The sequence below is a fragment of the Streptomyces sp. B1I3 genome (assembly GCF_030816615.1).
In the GTDB taxonomy this organism is placed as follows: domain Bacteria; phylum Actinomycetota; class Actinomycetes; order Streptomycetales; family Streptomycetaceae; genus Streptomyces.
In genome coordinates, this window is sequence record NZ_JAUSYD010000001.1 from 3,259,382 (window position 1) to 3,277,523 (window position 18,142).

The window sequence follows — 18,142 nt, forward strand, 5'->3', positions numbered from 1 at the left end:
CCTCCTGCGTGTGCGGGAAGCGTCAGCGGCGGTGCTGCGAGTCCGCGACCGTCACCTCGACGCGCTGGAACTCCTTGAGGTCGCTGTAGCCCGTGGTGGCCATCGCCCGGCGCAGCGCGCCGAAGATGTTCATCGAGCCGTCGGGGTTGTGCGAGGGGCCGGTGAGGACCTCCTCCGTCGTGCCGACGGAACCGAGGTCGACCAGCTTGCCGCGCGGCACGTCCGCGTGGACGGCCTCCATGCCCCAGTGCCGGCCACGGCCGGGAGCGTCCGTGGCACGGGCCAGCGGGGAGCCCATCATCACGGCGTCCGCGCCGCAGGCGATGGCCTTGGGCAGGTCGCCGGACCAGCCGACGCCGCCGTCCGCGATGACGTGCACGTACCGGCCGCCGGACTCGTCCATGTAGTCACGGCGCGCACCGGCCACGTCGGCGACCGCGGTGGCCATCGGGACCTGGATGCCGAAGACGTTGCGCGTGGTGTGCGCCGCGCCGCCGCCGAAGCCGACGAGGACGCCGGCCGCGCCGGTGCGCATCAGGTGCAGGGCGGCGGTGTAGGTGGCGCAGCCGCCGACGATCACCGGGACGTCCAGCTCGTAGATGAACTGCTTCAGGTTGAGCGGCTCGGCGGCACCGGAGACGTGCTCGGCGGAGACCGTCGTACCGCGGATGACGAAGATGTCCACGCCCGCGTCGACGACGGCCTTGGAGAACTGCGCGGTGCGCTGCGGCGAGAGCGCGGCGGCGGTGACGACACCGGAGTCGCGCACCTCCTTGATGCGCTGGCCGATCAGCTCCTCCTGGATGGGAGCGGAGTAGATCTCCTGGAGCCGCGGGGTCGCGGTCTCCACGGGCATCTCGGCGATCTCGTCGAGGAGGGACTGCGGGTCGGCGTGCCGGGTCCACAGCCCTTCGAGGTTGAGGACGCCCAGGCCACCCAGCTCGCCGATGCGGATGGCGGTCTGCGGGGAGACCACCGAGTCCATGGGAGCGGCCAGGAAGGGCAGCTCGAAGCGGTAGGCGTCGATCTGCCAGGCGATCGAGACCTCCTTCGGGTCACGGGTACGACGGCTCGGCACGACAGCGATGTCGTCGAACGCGTATGCACGGCGGCCGCGCTTGCCGCGCCCGATCTCGATCTCAGTCACGATGGTGTGGCCTTTCCTCTACGTCTGCGCTGACCAGTATCCCCGACACACACATGAGGGGCGGTCCCGGGAACCCCGGTCCGCCCCTCACCTGCGCTGATGTCTTACTTCCTGCTGTAGTTCGGTGCTTCGACCGTCATCTGGATGTCGTGCGGGTGGCTCTCCTTGAGACCCGCCGAGGTGATCCGGACGAAGCGGCCGTTGTTCTGGAGTTCCGGAACCGTCCTGCCGCCGACGTAGAACATCGACTGGCGCAGACCGCCGGTGAGCTGGTGGACCACCGCGGAGAGGGGGCCCCGGTAGGGAACCTGACCCTCGATGCCCTCGGGGACCAGCTTCTCGTCGGACGCCACGCCCTCCTGGAAGTAGCGGTCCTTGGAGTAGGAGCGCTGGTCACCACGGGTCTGCATGGCGGCGAGCGAACCCATGCCGCGGTACGACTTGAACTGCTTGCCGTTGATGAACATCAGCTCGCCCGGGGACTCCTCGCAGCCCGCGAGCAGCGAGCCGAGCATGACGGTGTCCGCGCCGGCCACGAGGGCCTTGGCGATGTCGCCGGAGTACTGCAGGCCGCCGTCGCCGATGACCGGGACACCGGCCGCCTTCGCGGCGAGCGAGGCCTCGTAGATGGCGGTGACCTGCGGGACGCCGATGCCGGCGACCACACGGGTGGTGCAGATGGAGCCGGGGCCGACGCCGACCTTGATGCCGTCGACGCCCGAGTCGATCAGCGCCTGCGCGCCGTCACGGGTGGCGATGTTGCCCCCGATGACGTCGACGCCCGAGGCGTTCGACTTGATCTTGGCGACCATGTCGCCGACGAGGCGGGAGTGGCCGTGCGCGGTGTCGACGACGATGAAGTCGACACCGGCCTCGGCGAGCGCCTGCGCCCGCTCGAAGGCGTCACCGGCGACGCCGACGGCGGCACCGACGAGCAGCCGGCCTTCCTTGTCCTTGGCGGCGTGCGGGTACTTCTCCGCCTTGACGAAGTCCTTGACGGTGATGAGGCCCTTGAGCACCCCGGCGTCGTCGACCAGTGGAAGCTTCTCGATCTTGTGGCGGCGCAGCAGCTCCATGGCGTCCACGCCGGAGATGCCGACCTTGCCCGTGACCAGCGGCATCGGCGTCATGACCTCGCGCACCTGGCGCGCACGGTCCGGCTCGAAGGCCATGTCGCGGTTGGTGACGATGCCGAGGAGCTTGCCGGCCGCGTCGGTGACCGGGACACCGCTGATGCGGAACTTGGCGCACAGGGCGTTGGCCTCGTGCAGCGTCGCGTCCGGGTGCACCGTGATCGGGTCGGTGACCATGCCGGACTCGGAGCGCTTGACGAGGTCGACCTGGTTGGCCTGGTCGGCGATGGAGAGATTGCGGTGCAGGACACCCGCGCCGCCCTGACGTGCCATGGCGATCGCCATGCGTGCCTCGGTGACCTTGTCCATCGCCGCCGAGAGCAGCGGGATGTTCACCCGCACGTTCTTCGAGATGTACGAAGAGGTATCGATCTGATCGGGCGCCATGTCGGACGCGCCGGGCAGCAGCAGCACGTCGTCGTATGTCAGCCCGAGCGTCGCGAATTTCTCGGGCACTCCGTCGACGTTTGCAGTCATGACACCTTCCCCAAATGGCCTTGATCGGTGCGGATGTCCATGCTAACGGGCTCGCAGGGTGTCTCATTCCACGATCAAGATCACCCAGCCGTTCTGTGGCTTCCCACAATGCCGTGCGGGCCCACCCGGGCCGCCTCTACTGCCCCGCGAGGGCGCGCAGTCTGCTCAGTGCGCGGTGCTGGGCGACCCGCACCGCGCCCGGCGACATACCGAGCATCTGCCCGGTCTCCTCCGCGGTCAGCCCGACCGCGACCCGGAGGACCAGCAGCTCGCGCTGGTTCTCCGGAAGATTGGCGAGAAGCTTCTTCGCCCAGGCCGCATCGCTGCTGAGCAGCGCGCGCTCCTCCGGACCGAGCGAGTCGTCGGGCCGCTCCGGCATCTCGTCGGAGGGCACCGCCGTCGACCCCGGGTGCCGCATCGCGGCGCGCTGGAGGTCGGCGACCTTGTGGCCCGCGATGGCGAAGACGAAGGCTTCGAAGGGTCTGCCGGTGTCCTTGTACCGCGGCAGCGCCATCAGCACCGCGACGCACACCTCCTGCGCCAGGTCCTCCACGAAGTGACGGGCATCACCGGGCAGCCGGTTCAGCCGGGACCTGCAGTACCGCAGGGCCAGGGGGTGGACGTGGGCCAGCAGGTCGTGCGTGGCCTGCGCGTCGCCGTCGACGGCACGGTGCACCAGAGCACCGATCACCGTCGTCTCGTCGTCACGCATCGGACCATGGTGCCCTGATGCCGTCTGATCCGCGGCATCGCGTCCCGAGTTGTGCACCGAAGCGTTATGAGCGGGTGTGCGGGTCTCATGAGCGGGTGCGCCGGATGTCATGGCCTGCGCCCTCCCCTTCCGCTCGACCGAATCGTTCCCGAGGAACTCCACACCTCAAGGATGCGGCATCGGCCGGGAAGCGTCACACAGCGCTGGTGGGGAGGGCCCGGCCGCAGGTCCGCCGCCACCGTCGCCCCGTCCGCCGGTGTGCGGACGGGACCGTACGGCTACCGGCCTCGCCGCGGCATCAGCGGACCAGGCCCCAGCGGAAGCCGAGCGCCACGGCGTGCGCACGGTCCGAGGCGCCGAGCTTCTTGAACAGACGCCTCGCGTGCGTCTTCACCGTGTCCTCCGAGAGGAACAGCTCGCGTCCGATCTCGGCGTTGGAGCGGCCGTGGCTCATGCCTTCGAGCACCTGGATCTCCCGCGCGGTGAGCGTCGGGGCCGCGCCCATCTCCGCGGACCGCAGCCGGCGCGGGGCCAGCCGCCACGTCGGATCGGCCAGCGCCTGGGTCACGGTGGCCCGCAGTTCGGCGCGCGAGGCGTCCTTGTGCAGGTATCCGCGGGCGCCGGCGGCGACGGCGAGCGCCACGCCGTCCAGGTCCTCGGCGACGGTCAGCATGATGATCCTGGCCCCGGGGTCCGCCGAGAGCAGCCGCCGGACCGTCTCCACACCCCCCAGGCCGGGCATGCGTACGTCCATCAGAATCAGATCCGAACGGTCGGCCCCCCAGCGGCGGAGGACTTCCTCACCGTTGGCCGCCGTCGTCACCCGCTCCACGCCGGGCACGGTCGCAACCGCGCGGCGAAGCGCTTCTCGGGCGAGCGGGGAGTCGTCGCAGACGAGGACGGATGTCATGACCGTCCTCCGCAGCTGATGCGCGTCACCTTGAGCCTCCAGGCTGGTACAAGTCGTCACCTCTGCGGTCGACCCCCTCGGACATCTGCCCGAGCTCGTTCTGCGTCAACCGCTTCCCCCTCATCAACGACGGTCACTCGAAAGAGTTACGGGCCGAAGCTTCCGGTTCGGCACTCTAAGTGAGGGGCCGGACACACAGGAGAGCGACGCGGGATCCTTCACGCGTCAACAGAACTTTCACCCGGAGGCATGCCCTATTTAGTGGGTTTTCTTCCCTTTTGCTGGCGTCTATGACTAGATTCGCAATCAGTCATATTTACATCTACTAACACCGTAGATGTACGGTCGGGACTCAGGTCGCCGACGGTCACGACGGTCGAGGGTGCCGTTTCCGATGCAGCAAGGTTTCGAGGGGACACGCAATGGCAGATTTCTCCCGCCTTCCCGGACCCAACGCAGATCTGTGGGACTGGCAGTTGCTGGCCGCCTGCCGCGGGGTCGACAGTTCACTGTTCTTCCACCCCGAAGGAGAGCGCGGGGCGGCCCGGAGCGCCCGTGAGACCTCGGCGAAAGAGGTCTGCATGCGGTGCCCCGTGCGCGCCGAGTGCGCAGCACACGCCCTCGCGGTACGGGAGCCCTACGGCGTGTGGGGCGGCCTGACCGAGGACGAACGCGAAGAGCTCATGGGCCGGGCCCGCAACCGCCTGATCTCGGCCCACTCGGGAGTCCCGCACGGACACCCCGGCCCCACCTGACACTCTGCGCCTCCCACCGAACGCAGAAACGTTTTTCCGCACCACCTGGCGTGTCGCCTGGCTGCCGCCGGACGCGGCGCACCGGTACGGCGACGCGCGGCGCCCCCGCGTGTGCGCGGACCCCCGACGCACGGGCCCCCGGCATGCGAACCCTCGACGCGCGCCCCCTCGACGCACAGACCCGCCACGCAGACCCCCGCCGCGCCCAACCGACGTGCGAACCCTCGACGCGCGAACCCTCGACGCGCCATTTCATCGACGCGCGGATCCATCGACGTACGCCCCCCGGACGCACCGGCCACCGGACCGTGGATCACCCTCGTGGCCGCCCCTGTCAGCGCGCGGCCGCCAGGGACAGCTGGTCCAGCGTGGCCGCCACCGCCGGGACCCGGGCGAGGTCGGGCAGCGTGAGCGCCACGATCTCCCGTTCCACGGCGGGCTCCACGGTCACGGTTCGGGCCCCCCTGGGACGGACGGACTCGACCGCCAGTTCGGGCAGGACGGCCACCCCGAGCCCCGCACCGACCAGCCCGATGACGGCCGGGTAGTCGTCCGTGGCGAAGTCGATCCGCGGCGTGAACCCGGACTCCTCGCAGACCTCCACCAGCTGACGCCTGCAGCGCGGGCAGCCCGCGATCCACGACTCGTCCGCCAGCTCGGCGATGCCCACCGCCTCGGCACCCGCCAGCCGGTGCCCTTCGGCCACCAGGCCCACCAGCCGGTCCCGGAGAAGCGGACGTACGACCAGGTCGTCCCACTCGCCGCCGGCCGTCCCGTACCTGAACGCCAGCGCGATGTCGCAGTCCCCGTCACGCAGCATCTCCACCGAGCGCGGCGGCTCCGCCTCGACGAGTGACACCCGGGTCCCCGGGTGCGCGGCCCGCAGCGCGGCCAGGGCACCCGGCACGAGGGTGGAGCTTCCGCTGGGGAACGACACGAGCCGGACGCGGCCCGCGCGCAGCCCGGCGATCGCCGCGACCTCCTCCTCGGCGGCGGTCAGCCCGGCGAGGATGCCGGACGCGTGGCGCAGCAGCGCCTGCCCTGCCTCGGTGAGCCGCATCTCACGCCCCGTACGGATCAGCAGAGGTGTACCCGCCGAGGACTCCAGCGCCTTCATCTGCTGGCTGACCGCGGGTTGGGTGCAGCCGAGCTCCCGCCCGGCGGCGGAGAACGAGCCGGTGGTGGCGACGGCGCGCAGGACACGGAGATGACGAGCTTCGATCACCCTCCCACCATAAGCGGCACTTGCAGCGGAGGGCGAATAATCACAGGCAGCTTTGAGGGCCGAATGGTTAGCGTGTGGGCATGAAGTTGCTGAGCGTGAATCTGGGCCGCCCCACGGCCTCCCCGAACACCGACGGCCCCGGCGGGGTCACCGGGATCGACAAGCGTCCGGCCGATGGCCCGGTGACGGTCACCGACCCCGGCCCCAAGGGCACCGGCGGCAGCGGCCTGGCCGGTGACGCCGTATGCGACCTGCGCCACCACGGCGGCTCGGACCAGGCGGTGTACGCCTTCGCCCGAGAGGAGCTCGACGCCTGGGAGAAGGAGCTGGGCCGGCCCCTTCCCAACGGCACGTTCGGCGAGAACCTGACGACCCTCGGCCTTCCGGTGAGCGACGCCAGGATCGGTGAGCGCTGGCGCATCGGCGGCGGAGTGGTCCTGGAGGTCACCGCGGGCCGCATACCGTGCCGGACGTTCGCGGGCCATCTGGACGAGAAGGGATGGGTGAAGCGGTTCACGCGGGCGGCGGCAACGGGCGCGTACCTGCGGGTCGTCGAACCGGGGACGATCCGTGCCGGCGACCCGGTCGAGATCGTGCACCGTCCGGACCACGAGGTCACCGCCGCGCTGCAGTTCCGTGCCGTCACGACCGAGCGGGAGCTCCTGCCGCTCCTGCTGGCCGCCGGGGAGGCCCTGCATCCGGAGGCGCTGCGCCAGGCGCGGAAGTACGTGGCGGCGCACGGCTCCTGAGGGCCGGCGGACCGCGGGCGGGCCTGCCGCCCGCGGTCCCGGGGGACGGCGGGTGGTGGGCGGGCCGACCGCCCGCACCCGCGGGGCACTAACGTGCCGCGTATGACGACTGCACTGATTACGGGCGCGACGGCGGGGATCGGCGCCGCCTTCGCACGGCGGCTCGCGGGTGACGGGCACAACCTGGTGCTGGTGGCCCGTGACACGGAGCGGCTGCGCGCACAGGCCACGGAACTGCACGACCGGCACGGCATCGAGGCCGAGGTGCTGACGGCCGACCTGTCCACGGACGCCGGGATCGAGGCGGTCGAGGCCCGCCTGACGAAGCGTGTGAGCCCCGTCGACCTGCTGGTGAACAACGCCGGCTTCGGCAACAAGGGGCGTTACCTGGACGTCTCCATGGCCGATGAACTGACCATGCTGAAGGTGCACTGCGAGGCGGTGCTCCGGTTGACCTCGGCTGCAGCGGGCGGGATGCGGGAGCGTGGCCGCGGCGGAGTGGTCAACGTGGCCTCGGTGGCGGCCTTCCTGCCCCGGGGGACGTACGGGGCGTCGAAGGCGTGGGTCGTGCAGTTCACCCAGGGTGCGGCGAAGGACCTCGCGGGTTCGGGGGTGCGGCTGATGGCGCTCTGCCCCGGCTTCGTACGGACGGAGTTCCACGAGCGGGCGGGGATGGGTACGGGCAACATCCCCGGCTGGATGTGGCTCGACGCGGACAAGCTGGTCGCGGCGGCCCTGGCCGACCTGGCCAGGGGCAGGACGGTGTCCGTGCCGGATCCCCGGTACAAGGCGATGATGGGTCTGGTGAAGGTGACACCCCGGGGACTCCTCGGCGGAGTCACCTCCCGCGCGGGCCGTACCTACGGCCCCCGGTAGCGGCCTCCTCGCCTCGCCCGGATCGCGGCCGCGGCGGCGAGGGGCCAGGACGCACCGAGGCCCGGTGCCCCCGCGACGGGGGTACCGGGCCTCGGTGGCGTACGGAGCCGTACTAGTGCGAGTGGCCGTGGCCGCCGTGACCGGAGTCGCCCTCGTCATCGGCCGGCTTCTCTACGACCAGGGTCTCGGTCGTGAGCAGCAGCGACGCGATGGACGCGGCGTTCTCCAGGGCGGAGCGGGTGACCTTGACCGGGTCGATGACGCCGGCCTTCACCAGGTCGCCGTACTCGCCGGTCGCGGCGTTGAAGCCCTGACCCTTGTCGAGCTCGGCGACCTTCGAGGTGATGACGTAGCCCTCGAGGCCGGCGTTCTCGGCGATCCAGCGCAGCGGCTCGACGGCGGCGCGGCGCACGACCGCGACACCCGTGGCCTCGTCGCCGGTCTTGCCGAGGTTGCCCTCGAGGACCTTGACGGCGTGGACCAGAGCGGAGCCACCACCGGAGACGATGCCCTCCTCGACCGCGGCGCGGGTCGCGGAGATGGCGTCCTCCAGACGGTGCTTCTTCTCCTTGAGCTCCACCTCGGTGGCGGCACCGACACGGATCACGCAGACGCCGCCGGCCAGCTTCGCGAGGCGCTCCTGGAGCTTCTCGCGGTCCCAGTCGGAGTCCGTGGACTCGATCTCGGCCTTGATCTGGTTGACGCGGCCCTTGACGTCGGCGGAGTCGCCGCCGCCGTCGACGATGGTCGTGTCGTCCTTCGAGACGGTGACGCGGCGGGCGGTGCCCAGCACGTCCAGACCGGCCTGGTCGAGCTTGAGGCCGACCTCCTCGGCGATGACGGTCGCACCGGTGAGGGTGGCGATGTCTCCGAGCATGGCCTTGCGGCGGTCACCGAAGCCCGGGGCCTTCACCGCGACGGCGTTGAAGGTGCCACGGATCTTGTTGACGACGAGGGTGGAGAGCGCCTCGCCCTCGACGTCCTCGGCGATGATGAGCAGCGGCTTGGAGGCACCCGCCTGGATGACCTTCTCCAGGAGCGGGAGCAGCTCCTGGATGGAGCCGATCTTGCCCTGGTGGATCAGGATGTACGGGTCGTCGAGGACGGCCTCCATACGCTCCTGGTCGGTCACCATGTACGGGGAGAGGTAGCCCTTGTCGAAGGCCATGCCCTCGGTGAACTCGAGGTCCAGACCGAAGGTGTTGGACTCCTCGACGGTGATGACACCGTCCTTGCCGACCTTGTCCATCGCGTCCGCGATGAGCTCGCCGACCTGGGCGTCCTGCGCGGAGAGCGCGGCCACGGCGGCGATGTCGGACTTGTCGTCGATCGGGCGGGCGGTCGCGAGGAGCTCCTCGGACACGGCCTTCACGGCGGCGTCGATGCCCTTCTTCAGGGCGGCCGGGGACGCGCCCGCGGCAACGTTGCGCAGACCCTCGCGGACGAGCGCCTGGGCGAGCACGGTGGCGGTGGTGGTGCCGTCACCGGCTACGTCGTTGGTCTTGGTCGCCACCTCCTTCACCAGCTGGGCACCGAGGTTCTCGTACGGGTCGTCGAGCTCGACCTCGCGCGCGATGGTGACACCGTCGTTGGTGATGGTGGGAGCGCCGAACTTCTTGTCGATGACGACGTTGCGGCCCTTCGGGCCGATCGTCACCTTCACCGTGTCGGCAAGCTTGTTGACGCCGCGCTCAAGGGCGCGACGGGCGTCCTCGTCGAACTTCAGAATCTTCGCCATGGGCTGAGCTGTCCTCTCAAACGAACTGCGCCCCTCGCCACCCGGCTAGTTATTTCGCAGGGGGCCAGGGGCGCAGAACGGAAGCAAACGTGGGTGAGTTACTTCTCGATGATCGCGAGAACGTCGCGCGCCGAGAGGACGAGGTACTCCTCGCCGTTGTACTTCACCTCGGTACCGCCGTACTTGCTGTACAGAACGACATCGCCGGTCTTGACGTCGAGCGGAAGGCGCTCGCCGTTCTCGAAGCGGCCCGGGCCCACGGCCAGGACGACGCCCTCCTGGGGCTTCTCCTTGGCGGTGTCCGGAATGACCAGGCCGGAAGCCGTGGTCTGCTCGGCGTCGAGCGGCTGGACCACAATGCGGTCCTCGAGCGGCTTGATCGCAACCTTGGAGCTGGTGGTCGACACGATCCGGTCTCCCCCTTCGGAGATCTCACGGGGTTTAACAGTCTGTGGGTGGCGACCAGGTGGATCCGTCGTCGCGGGTGCCGGACCTGCCCTGTCGCAGTGGTGCTGGCACTCTCCAGTGGGGAGTGCCAGCACTGAGACTATGACTGCGATTAGCACTCGGTCAAGCGGAGTGCCAATTGACCACCCTCGCGTGGCGTGGCCGGGCGGCTCCACGCCCGCACAACGCCGGAGATCCGCACAGGGTTCCGTACGGCGGACGGCCCGTCAGACGTAGTCCTCCAGCCTGGCCACGGCGTACCCCTTGCCGGTGACCGTCCTCATGACGTTGCGGATCATGTCGGCCATGGATCCGTCCCAGTCGTCAGGGCCCCGGAAGTGGGTGAGGATGATGTCGCCGGGATGCAGGTCCCTGTCCCACTCGCGCCACTCCATGCGGTCGGGGAACGCCTCGGCGGCCCACAGGGGCACGGCCTCGATGCCGCAGGACTTGGCGACGCGCAGGGTGTCGCCGTTGTAGTTGCCGTACGGCGGCCGGAAGAGAGTGGGCCGCTTCCCCAGGCGCTTCTCGATCCTGTCCTGCGAGCCGCAGATCTCCCGCCGCTGGTCCTCCTCGGACAGCCCGGGGAGGTAGGGGTGGGTGAGCGTGTGGTTGTTGAGGGTGACCCCGTGGGCCTGCATCTCCTTGAAGTAGCCGTAGTCGTCGCTCACCTCGTAGTCGCTGAGGAAGGCGCTGTACGGGATGTTCAGCTCCGACATCATCCGCAGCAGCTCGGGGTCCTTCTCGGCGCCGTCGTCCATCGTCAGGAAGACGATCCGCTCCTTGGTCGGCACGGTGGTGAAGACCGGCGGCAGATCCTCCCCGCCCTCGACCTCGAAGCCCTCGCGGGTGGCGATGTGCGGCTTCTCGGCAGGCGGCGCGGGCGCGGTGAGCGGGACCTCGGACAGCCCCCACCTCTTCGCGACGGCGACGCGGGCCGCCTGCTGCCGATTCAGCAGCTCGGCCTCGGCCCGCGTCTCGGCAGCGGCCGCGGCCGCGGCGGGGCCCGCCTGCGCGGCGGCGGCTCCCGGCTGCCCGGCCGCCGGCTCCCCCTGGCCGGCGGCCCCTTCGTCCCCACCGTCGGCGCAACCGGAGGCGGCGGCACCGATCAGCAGGGCGACCAGGACCGCACAGGCCGTTCTGTGCGGTTTGATGACAGGTTTTTCGTTTTGTCGTACTAGTTGCATGGCGCCGCATCCTGCCACCGGGGCACCGGCCGCCTCCCACGACACCTCCACCGCACCCGGCGCGTCCCCCGGCTGGCTCACAATGGAGCCGTGAACGCCCTTTCCCCTGCCGATCAGGCCGAGCCCGCCGACCCGCTCGCCGCCTTCGCCGCCCTGCGCACCCCCGAGGGCACGGCGCTCCTGGACGAGCTGCGCGACCACGACCCCGCCCGGGAGCTGGCCACCGCGACCCGGCTGCGCCGCACCCACCCGGCCGCCCTCGTGTCAGCGGCGCTCGGTCAGGCGCGGCTGCGGCAGCGCGCGGTCGCGAAGTTCGGGGCGGCCGACGCGTACCGCATGTTCTTCACCCCCGACGGCGTGGAGCAGGCCACCCGGACCTCCGTCGCCACCTACCGTGCCGAGCGGTTCGCGGGGCTCGGCGGCGTACGGCGCGTCGCCGACCTGTGCTGCGGCATCGGCGGCGACGCCATCGCCCTCGCCCGGGCCGGGATCGGTGTCCTCGCCGTGGACCGCGACCCGCTGACCGTCGAGGTCGCCCGCGCCAACGCCCAGGCGCTCGGCCTCCAGGACCTCGTCGAGGTGCGGTGCGCCGACGTCACGGAGATCGACACCTCCCCGTACGACGCCGTCTTCGTCGACCCGGCCCGGCGCGGCGGACGCGGCAGGATCTTCGACCCGGAGGCGTACTCACCCCCGCTCTCCTGGGCCACCGCCGCCGCCCTGAAGGCGCCCCGCGCGGCGCTGAAGATCGCCCCAGGCGTGCCGCACGAGGCGATCGGGCCGCACGCCGAGGCCGAATGGATCTCGGACGGCGGGGACGTGAAGGAGGCGGTGCTCTGGTTCGGCGACGGTTTCCGTCCCGGAGCCTTCCGGGCCACCCTCCTGCCGTCCCGCGCGACCCTGACCGCCGCCGCCCCGCTCCCCGCGCCGCCCGTCGGACCCGTCGGCCGGTATCTCTACGAGCCGGACGGCGCCGTCATCCGTGCCCACCTGGTCGCCGACGTCGTCGAGCGGTGCGGGGGCCGGCTGATCGACGAGACGATCGCGTACGTCACGAGTGACGCCCCCTACGACTCCGGCTACGCGACCGGGTACGAGATCACCGATCAGCTGCCCTTCCACATGAAGAGGCTGAAGGCGCTGCTGCGGGAGCGCGCGGTGGGCGTGCTGACCGTCAAGAAGCGCGGTTCGGCGGTGGAACCGGAGGAGTTGCGGCGCAGGATGAAGCTCCAGGGGCCGCACTCCGCCACCGTCTTCCTGACGCGGGTGGCCGGAGCACCGACGATGCTGATCGGGCAGCCGCTGAAACGCCCCTGAGCCCCTGAGCCTGCCGGGGACCCTGAAGCCCCGGCAGGACCGGCCGCGTACTCAGGTGGTAGCAGGGGGCCAGGCGGTTCAGGCGGTTCAGGCGGTTCAGGCGGTCAGGTGGCCAGGTGGTCAGGTGGCCAGGTGGTCAGGTGGTCAGGTGGTCAGGTGGTCAGGTGGTCAGGTCAAGGGGTACGAGGTCCGGCCCGAGGCCTCGTCGATCTCGTCGTGCGCCTTGGTGAGCAGCTTCATGGCCAGTTCGTTGAGTGCGCGGGCGCCTGCGATCTCCTCACCGACCCGCGGCTGTTCCGCGTCGGATGGGTGCCGGCTGGCGTAGCCGTGGGCCCGCACCTCGCTCCCGTCGCTCAGCCGCACGAGTGCGGCCGCACGGGTGCGGTGGGTGTCCTCCTCGAACTCCAGCTCGATGTGCCATCCGACCGTGGTCTCCATCATGACGGTCACCTCCCGGGATTCCTGTTTCCAGGGTGCGCCCGTTCGCCGGGAGGCGCACGGCGCCGGGCGCCTCAGGCGTCCCGGACCGCCTGCAGGTCCAGCTTCCGCATCCCCATCATCGCCTTCATGGCGCGCTCCGCCCTGGCCCGATCGGGGTCGGAGAACACCTCGGTCATGCCGCGCGGGACGATCTGCCAGGACAGCCCGTACTTGTCCTTGAGCCACCCGCACCGGCTCTCCTCGCCGCCGTCCGCGGTGAGCGCGGCCCACAGCCTGTCGACCTCCGCCTGGTCCTCGCAGTCGACGGACAGGGAGATCGCCTCGGTGAAGGAGAACTGCGGGCCGCCGTTGAGGGCGACGTACTCCTGGCCGGCGAGCCGGAACTCCACGGTCATCACCTTGCCCACCTCGTCCGGTGACTCCTGGGGATAGCGGGCGACGTCCAGGATGCGGGAGTCGCCTCCGATGACCGAGACGTAGAACTCCGCGGCTTCCTGCGCCTGGCCGTCGAACCACAGGAAGGTCCTGATCTTCTGCATGGTCTCGCTCCTCGCGTGATGTGGTGCTTCCGGTACGGCGGGTCCGACACCGTGCGCCCGGGCCGGTGCACCCGGGCCTGCGCGTCGGAGGACGCTGTGCAAGGTAGACCGGTCCCGGCCCCGGAACTCATCGGGACACGCGCTGTGCCCGGGCGAGCAGCAGCGCCCGCTCCCGCGCGTTACGGGTCAGCTCCGCCGCCCGTACGAATTCGGCGCGCGCCTCCTCCTGCCGCCCCAGCCGCTCCAGCAGGTCCCCCCGCACGCTCGGCAGCAGGTGGTACGCCGTCAGCGCCGGGTTCCCCGCGAGCGCGTCCGTCAGGGCGAGGCCCGCCGCCGGGCCCTCGGCCATGGAGACCGCGACCGCACGGTTCAGTTCCACGACCGGTGACGGGGCGGCCTTCGCGAGACTGCCGTACAGCGCGGCGATCGTCGCCCAGTCGGTGTCCTCGTAGCGCCACGCGCGGGCGTGACAGGCGGCGATGGCGGCCTGCAGGGCGTAGGGACCGGGGGCGCCGCCCGCCGCGTGCGCCCGCTGCAGGGCCGCGAACCCGCGCCGGATCAGCAGCTGGTCCCAGCGGGAGCGGTTCTGGTCCGCGAGCAGGACCGGCGCGCCGTCCGCCCCCGTCCTGGCCCTGGTCCGCGAGGCCTGGAGCTCCAGCAGGGCGACGAGCCCCTGCACCTCGGGCTCACGTTCCATGAGGCCCGCCAGCACCCGGGCCAGGCGCAGCGCGTCCTCGCACAGCGCGGGACGCAGCCAGTCGTCGCCGGCGGTCGCCGCGTACCCCTCGTTGAAGATCAGGTAGATGACGTCGAGCACGGAGCCGAGGCGGGCGGCGCGCTCGGGGCCCTCCGGCACCTCGAAGGGGACGCCCGCCCGGCCCAGGGCCCGCTTGGCGCGGACGATGCGCTGGGCGACGGCCGACTCCGTGGCCAGGAAGGCGCGGGCGATCTCGTCGGTGGTCAGGCCGCCGAGCAGGCGCAGGGTGAGGGCGACGCGCGCCTCGGTGGAGAGCACGGGGTGGCAGGAGGTGAAGACCAGCCGGAGCAGGTCGTCGTCGATGTCCTCCGGGTCGGCCGGCTCGGGCGGCGGCACGTCCTCCAGGGCCCGCCCGACCTCCGCCAGCTTGCGGGCGTAGGTCTCCTTGCGGCGTACGAGGTCGATCGCCCGGTTCTTCGCCGCGGCGGTGAGCCAGGCACCCGGCCGGTCCGGGACGCCGGTCCGCGGCCACTGCTCCAGCGCCGAGACGAGGGCGTCCTGCGCGAGCTCCTCGGCGATTCCCACGTCCCGTACGACACGCGCCGTCGCGGCGATGATCCTCGCCGACTCGATGCGGTACACGGCTTCGACGGCGCTGCTCGCTTCTGTCACGGCCACCCATGAGAGCAGCCGGGGGCGGGTGCGGCAAGGATCCGCCGCCCCGCCCCGTGCGCTGTCGCCGTGCCTGTCAGCCTTCGGCGATCTCGCGGATCTCGGAGGTGACGGTCCAGTACGTCTCGTGGACCGCGAGGAAGCGCTTGGTCCACTCCAGGACCTCGGCCTTGTCCTTGGCCTGGATGAGGGCGTAGCCGCCGATGACTTCCTTGGTCTCGGTGAACGGCCCGTCGGTGACGGTGAACTCGCCGTCGGACCAGGTGACCCGGGTGCCCTCGGAGGTCGGGGCGAGTCCGGCCGTGTCGAGCAGGACTCCGGCCTTGGTCATCTCCTCGATGAGTTCGCCCATGCGCTGCATCAGGCCCTCGCTGATGCCTTCGGGCGGCGTGTTGTTCTCGTCGATCCGGACCATCGTCAGATAGCGCGGCATGGTGTCTCCTCAGGTCGGACGGCGGGGCCTTTCCCGCCTCTCACCCCTGCGTCGAACGGGAAGGGCCCGGATCGACACGTCCGGCAGTATTGTTCCGACGATTTTCCGGCGCGACCACCGGAGCTCTGTCAGCCGCCCGCCGGGCCGAGGGATTCGAAGCGCCAGCGGTGTACGGGACGGGTGATCAGCGAGGCCTCCGGTTCGGGGAGTTCCGGCAGTTCGTCGTCGTATTCCGCCTCCCACCAGGTGAGCACGAGCACCCGGTCCTGGGGAGCGCGCAGCAGCTCCGCGCGCAGGGGGGACCGGGCCAGTTCGCCCGCCCTGGCCCGGGCCCACTCCAGCACCTCCGCACCGCGGCCCTCCGCGGCGCGGGCCTCCCACATCAGGGCGACGGTCGTGCCGCTCATGAGTAGAGGTTGTCCTTGCTGATCTCGTGCACGTGGTCGTGGGTGTGGCTGTGCGCGCCCGGGACGTGCGGCTCGGTGACCGGCAGCGAGGAGTCCGCCGAGAGCTCGAGGTCGGAGGCGGGGCGGTTGCGCGCCACCATCTCCGCGCCCAGCGCGGCGACCATCGCACCGTTGTCGGTGCAGAGGCCGGGCCGGGGCACGCGCAGCCGGATCCCGGCCCGTTCGCACCGCTCTTCGGCCAGCGCCCGCAGCCGCGAGTTCGCCGCGACGCCGCCGCCGATCATCAGGTGCCCGACGCCCTCGTCCTTGCAGGCGCGGACGGCCTTGCGGGTCAGCACGTCGACCACCGCCTCCTGGAAGGACGCGGCGACGTCCCGCACGGGCACGTCCTCGCCGGCCGCCCGCTTCGCCTCGATCCAGCGCGCCACGGAGGTCTTGAGGCCGGAGAACGAGAAGTCGTACGCGGGGTCGCGTGGGCCGCTGAGGCCGCGCGGGAACGCGATCGCCTTCGGGTCGCCCTCCTTGGCCAGCCGGTCGATGACCGGGCCGCCGGGGAAGCCGAGGTGCAGCACGCGGGCGATCTTGTCGAACGCCTCACCCGCCGCGTCGTCGATGGTCGCGCCGAGCGGCCGCACGTCACTGGTGATGTCGGGGGCCAGGAGGAGCGAGGAGTGCCCGCCGCTGACCAGCAGGGCCATGGTCGGCTCGGGGAGCGGGCCGTGTTCCAGCTGGTCGACGCAGATGTGCGAGGCGAGGTGGTTCACCCCGTACAGCGGCTTGTTCAGCGCGTACGCGTACGCCTTGGCGGCCGAGACGCCGACGAGCAGCGCGCCGGCGAGCCCCGGGCCCGCCGTGACCGCGATGCCGTCGAGGTCGCGGGCGCCGACCCCGGCCTCCTTCAGGGCGCGCTCGATGGTGGGGACCATCGCCTCCAGGTGCGCGCGGGAGGCGATCTCCGGGACCACACCGCCGAAGCGGGCGTGGGTGTCGACGCTGGAGGCGACGGCGTCGGCGAGCAGCGTCGTCCCGCGCACGATGCCGACGCCGGTCTCGTCGCAGGAGGTTTCGATACCGAGTACGAGCGGTTCGTCAGCCATCAGTCAGTCTCTGTTCCTTGTACGGTCAGGCGCATGACGAGTGCGTCGATGTTCCCCGGCTGGTAGTAGCCCCGGCGGAAGCCGATGGGCTCGAAGCCGAAGCGTTCGTACAGCTTCTGCGCGCGGGTGTTGTCGACACGGACCTCCAGGAGCACCGCGGTGCACTCGAGGGCCGTGGCATGTCTGAGCAGGTCGGTCAGGAGTTCGGAGCCGAGTCCGCCGCCCCACTGGCCCCGGCTGACGCCGATCGTCTGGACGTCGGCGAGGTCGCCGGCCGAGGCGAGGCCCGCGTAACCGACGATCCGGCCGCTGGAGGGGTCCTCGGCGACGACGTAACGGTGGGTCGCCTGCGGGCCGCGGGCCCGCGCGAGTTCCGACCAGAACATGCCGGCGGACCAGGCGTCCTCGGGGAACAGCTCGTGTTCGAGCTCCAGCACCGGGTCGATGTCCCACCAGCGCATCTCGCGGAGCACAGGGGTCGCGGTCGTCACCGGGGGGTGACCACCTTGTAGTTCTTCGGCACCTGGGCGTCGGGCCTGCGGAGGTAGAGCGGCTGCGGCGGCAGCAGATCGGCCCCCGCGGCGAGGCGCTCGGCGGCGAGGGCGGCGAGGGCGCCGGCGCGCACGTGCTCCGGGCCCCGGGCGTCCGGGAAGGCGTCGGGGTAGAGCAGGGCGCCCGCACCGACGACCGGCAGGCCGGCGAGCTGCCCGGCGATGTCGGCGGGCCGGTCCACGCCGGGCTCCCCGGTGCGGGTCCGGGCGTCCTCGTACCGGGCCCAGTAGACCTCCTTGCGGCGCGCGTCCGTGGCGACGGCGAACGGGCCTTCGAGGCCGTCCAGGCCGGCCGCGTACGCGAGGCCGTCGAGCGTGCACAGCCCGTGCACGGGGACGGAGAGGACGGAGCCGAAGGTCGCCGCGGTGACCAGGCCGACGCGCAGCCCCGTGTAGGGGCCGGGGCCGACCCCCACGACGACGTCCGTCACGGCGTCGAGCTTCAGTCCGGCCTCGGAGAGGACCCGGTCGACGGCGGGCAGCAGCAGTTCCCCGTGCCTTCGGGCGTCGACCTGGCCGGTCTCGGCGACGACGGAGGTCCCGTCGTGAAGGGCGACGGTGACGGCGGGGGTGGCGGTATCCACGGCGAGCAGGAGCACACAAACAGCCTACGGCTCCGCCGACTCGGGTAC

20 protein-coding genes are annotated in these 18,142 nt (G+C 71.2%); 4 read left to right on the forward strand and 16 right to left on the reverse strand.

Annotated elements, in window-relative coordinates; genetic code table 11:
* Positions 1–22: 22 nt before the first annotated feature.
* The 4 genes from QFZ58_RS14735 to QFZ58_RS14750 form a co-directional block, all read right to left on the reverse strand.
* Entirely contained in the window at positions 23–1,147 is a 1,125-nt protein-coding gene (locus QFZ58_RS14735; RefSeq protein ID WP_307125393.1) for a GuaB3 family IMP dehydrogenase-related protein, read from the reverse strand.
* A 104-nt stretch (positions 1,148–1,251) separates the two neighbouring features.
* On the reverse strand, positions 1,252–2,757 hold the full coding sequence (gene guaB, locus QFZ58_RS14740) for an IMP dehydrogenase (protein WP_307125394.1): 1,506 nt from the start codon (positions 2,755–2,757) through the stop codon (positions 1,252–1,254).
* A gap of 136 nt (positions 2,758–2,893) precedes the next feature.
* Positions 2,894–3,469 carry a sigma-70 family RNA polymerase sigma factor gene (locus QFZ58_RS14745; RefSeq protein ID WP_056796454.1) on the reverse strand — a complete coding sequence of 192 codons (576 nt, stop codon included), beginning with the start codon at positions 3,467–3,469 and terminating at the stop codon, positions 2,894–2,896.
* Between the two features lie 298 nt (positions 3,470–3,767).
* Complete coding sequence (locus QFZ58_RS14750) at positions 3,768–4,379, reverse strand: response regulator transcription factor (RefSeq protein WP_003948568.1); 612 nt, start codon at positions 4,377–4,379, stop codon at positions 3,768–3,770.
* Between the two features lie 422 nt (positions 4,380–4,801).
* Between QFZ58_RS14750 and QFZ58_RS14755 the strand changes: the two genes are divergently transcribed.
* Positions 4,802–5,134, forward strand: coding sequence for a WhiB family transcriptional regulator (locus QFZ58_RS14755; RefSeq protein WP_307125395.1), 333 nt, complete (start codon positions 4,802–4,804; stop codon positions 5,132–5,134).
* Between the two features lie 334 nt (positions 5,135–5,468).
* Here the strand turns inward: QFZ58_RS14755 and QFZ58_RS14760 are convergent, their stop codons facing one another.
* On the reverse strand, positions 5,469–6,359 hold the full coding sequence (locus QFZ58_RS14760) for a LysR family transcriptional regulator (RefSeq protein ID WP_307125396.1): 891 nt from the start codon (positions 6,357–6,359) through the stop codon (positions 5,469–5,471).
* An 80-nt stretch (positions 6,360–6,439) separates the two neighbouring features.
* Here QFZ58_RS14760 and QFZ58_RS14765 point away from each other — a divergent pair, with 80 nt between their 5' ends.
* Together QFZ58_RS14765 and QFZ58_RS14770 are read left to right on the forward strand one after the other, a co-directional pair.
* A complete protein-coding gene (locus tag QFZ58_RS14765) occupies positions 6,440–7,108 on the forward strand; it encodes an MOSC domain-containing protein (RefSeq protein WP_307125397.1) in 669 nt (222 codons plus the stop codon).
* Between the two features lie 102 nt (positions 7,109–7,210).
* Positions 7,211–7,984 carry an SDR family oxidoreductase gene (locus QFZ58_RS14770; RefSeq protein ID WP_307125398.1) on the forward strand — a complete coding sequence of 258 codons (774 nt, stop codon included), beginning with the start codon at positions 7,211–7,213 and terminating at the stop codon, positions 7,982–7,984.
* A 112-nt stretch (positions 7,985–8,096) separates the two neighbouring features.
* Here QFZ58_RS14770 and groL read toward each other — a convergent pair whose 3' ends face one another.
* The 3 genes from groL to QFZ58_RS14785 all read right to left on the reverse strand — a co-directional run bounded on the left by groL (position 8,097) and on the right by QFZ58_RS14785 (position 11,356).
* Complete coding sequence (gene groL, locus QFZ58_RS14775) at positions 8,097–9,722, reverse strand: chaperonin GroEL (protein ID WP_307125399.1); 1,626 nt, start codon at positions 9,720–9,722, stop codon at positions 8,097–8,099.
* A 98-nt stretch (positions 9,723–9,820) separates the two neighbouring features.
* Positions 9,821–10,129 carry a co-chaperone GroES gene (gene groES, locus QFZ58_RS14780; RefSeq protein ID WP_028439209.1) on the reverse strand — a complete coding sequence of 103 codons (309 nt, stop codon included), beginning with the start codon at positions 10,127–10,129 and terminating at the stop codon, positions 9,821–9,823.
* A 267-nt stretch (positions 10,130–10,396) separates the two neighbouring features.
* Positions 10,397–11,356: a polysaccharide deacetylase family protein gene (locus QFZ58_RS14785; protein ID WP_307125400.1), complete on the reverse strand. Its 960-nt coding sequence runs from the start codon at positions 11,354–11,356 to the stop codon at positions 10,397–10,399.
* Between the two features lie 90 nt (positions 11,357–11,446).
* Here QFZ58_RS14785 and QFZ58_RS14790 point away from each other — a divergent pair, with 90 nt between their 5' ends.
* Positions 11,447–12,673, forward strand: coding sequence for a methyltransferase domain-containing protein (locus tag QFZ58_RS14790; RefSeq protein ID WP_307125401.1), 1,227 nt, complete (start codon positions 11,447–11,449; stop codon positions 12,671–12,673).
* A gap of 168 nt (positions 12,674–12,841) precedes the next feature.
* Here the strand turns inward: QFZ58_RS14790 and QFZ58_RS14795 are convergent, their stop codons facing one another.
* From QFZ58_RS14795 to tsaB, 8 genes are all read right to left on the reverse strand, one after another.
* Positions 12,842–13,114: a DUF1876 domain-containing protein gene (locus QFZ58_RS14795; protein WP_307125402.1), complete on the reverse strand. Its 273-nt coding sequence runs from the start codon at positions 13,112–13,114 to the stop codon at positions 12,842–12,844.
* Between the two features lie 71 nt (positions 13,115–13,185).
* Positions 13,186–13,653, reverse strand: coding sequence for a VOC family protein (locus tag QFZ58_RS14800; protein ID WP_307125403.1), 468 nt, complete (start codon positions 13,651–13,653; stop codon positions 13,186–13,188).
* 127 nt (positions 13,654–13,780) lie between these two features.
* Complete coding sequence (locus QFZ58_RS14805; RefSeq protein WP_373428552.1) at positions 13,781–15,022, reverse strand: RNA polymerase sigma factor; 1,242 nt, start codon at positions 15,020–15,022, stop codon at positions 13,781–13,783.
* 76 nt (positions 15,023–15,098) lie between these two features.
* The gene (locus QFZ58_RS14810; RefSeq protein ID WP_307125405.1) at positions 15,099–15,455 is read right to left on the reverse strand and encodes a YciI family protein; all 357 of its coding nucleotides are present in this window, start codon (positions 15,453–15,455) and stop codon (positions 15,099–15,101) included.
* Positions 15,456–15,583: 128 nt separating this feature from the next.
* Complete coding sequence (locus tag QFZ58_RS14815; protein ID WP_307125406.1) at positions 15,584–15,862, reverse strand: hypothetical protein; 279 nt, start codon at positions 15,860–15,862, stop codon at positions 15,584–15,586.
* Complete coding sequence (gene tsaD / locus QFZ58_RS14820) at positions 15,859–16,959, reverse strand: tRNA (adenosine(37)-N6)-threonylcarbamoyltransferase complex transferase subunit TsaD (RefSeq protein WP_307125407.1); 1,101 nt, start codon at positions 16,957–16,959, stop codon at positions 15,859–15,861. The genes QFZ58_RS14815 and tsaD overlap by 4 nt, the downstream gene beginning before the upstream one ends.
* A complete protein-coding gene (gene rimI, locus QFZ58_RS14825; protein WP_307125408.1) occupies positions 16,959–17,450 on the reverse strand; it encodes a ribosomal protein S18-alanine N-acetyltransferase in 492 nt (163 codons plus the stop codon). The genes tsaD and rimI overlap by 1 nt, the downstream gene beginning before the upstream one ends.
* Positions 17,447–18,109 carry a tRNA (adenosine(37)-N6)-threonylcarbamoyltransferase complex dimerization subunit type 1 TsaB gene (tsaB, locus tag QFZ58_RS14830; RefSeq protein WP_307125409.1) on the reverse strand — a complete coding sequence of 221 codons (663 nt, stop codon included), beginning with the start codon at positions 18,107–18,109 and terminating at the stop codon, positions 17,447–17,449. Before tsaB ends, rimI begins: the two co-directional genes overlap by 4 nt.
* Positions 18,110–18,142 lie beyond the last annotated feature (33 nt).

Coding starts and splice junctions, on each gene's coding strand:
- QFZ58_RS14795 (WP_307125402.1), bottom strand. CDS start 13,114: ATGATGGAGACCACGGTCGGATGGCACATCGAGCTGGAGTTCGAGGAG.
- QFZ58_RS14770 (WP_307125398.1), top strand. CDS start 7,211: ATGACGACTGCACTGATTACGGGCGCGACGGCGGGGATCGGCGCCGCC.
- QFZ58_RS14765 (WP_307125397.1), top strand. CDS start 6,440: ATGAAGTTGCTGAGCGTGAATCTGGGCCGCCCCACGGCCTCCCCGAAC.
- QFZ58_RS14755 (WP_307125395.1), top strand. CDS start 4,802: ATGGCAGATTTCTCCCGCCTTCCCGGACCCAACGCAGATCTGTGGGAC.
- QFZ58_RS14815 (WP_307125406.1), bottom strand. CDS start 15,862: ATGAGCGGCACGACCGTCGCCCTGATGTGGGAGGCCCGCGCCGCGGAG.
- tsaD (WP_307125407.1), bottom strand. CDS start 16,959: ATGGCTGACGAACCGCTCGTACTCGGTATCGAAACCTCCTGCGACGAG.
- QFZ58_RS14810 (WP_307125405.1), bottom strand. CDS start 15,455: ATGCCGCGCTATCTGACGATGGTCCGGATCGACGAGAACAACACGCCG.
- QFZ58_RS14785 (WP_307125400.1), bottom strand. CDS start 11,356: ATGCAACTAGTACGACAAAACGAAAAACCTGTCATCAAACCGCACAGA.
- QFZ58_RS14800 (WP_307125403.1), bottom strand. CDS start 13,653: ATGCAGAAGATCAGGACCTTCCTGTGGTTCGACGGCCAGGCGCAGGAA.
- groL (WP_307125399.1), bottom strand. CDS start 9,722: ATGGCGAAGATTCTGAAGTTCGACGAGGACGCCCGTCGCGCCCTTGAG.
- QFZ58_RS14750 (WP_003948568.1), bottom strand. CDS start 4,379: ATGACATCCGTCCTCGTCTGCGACGACTCCCCGCTCGCCCGAGAAGCG.
- QFZ58_RS14745 (WP_056796454.1), bottom strand. CDS start 3,469: ATGCGTGACGACGAGACGACGGTGATCGGTGCTCTGGTGCACCGTGCC.
- guaB (WP_307125394.1), bottom strand. CDS start 2,757: ATGACTGCAAACGTCGACGGAGTGCCCGAGAAATTCGCGACGCTCGGG.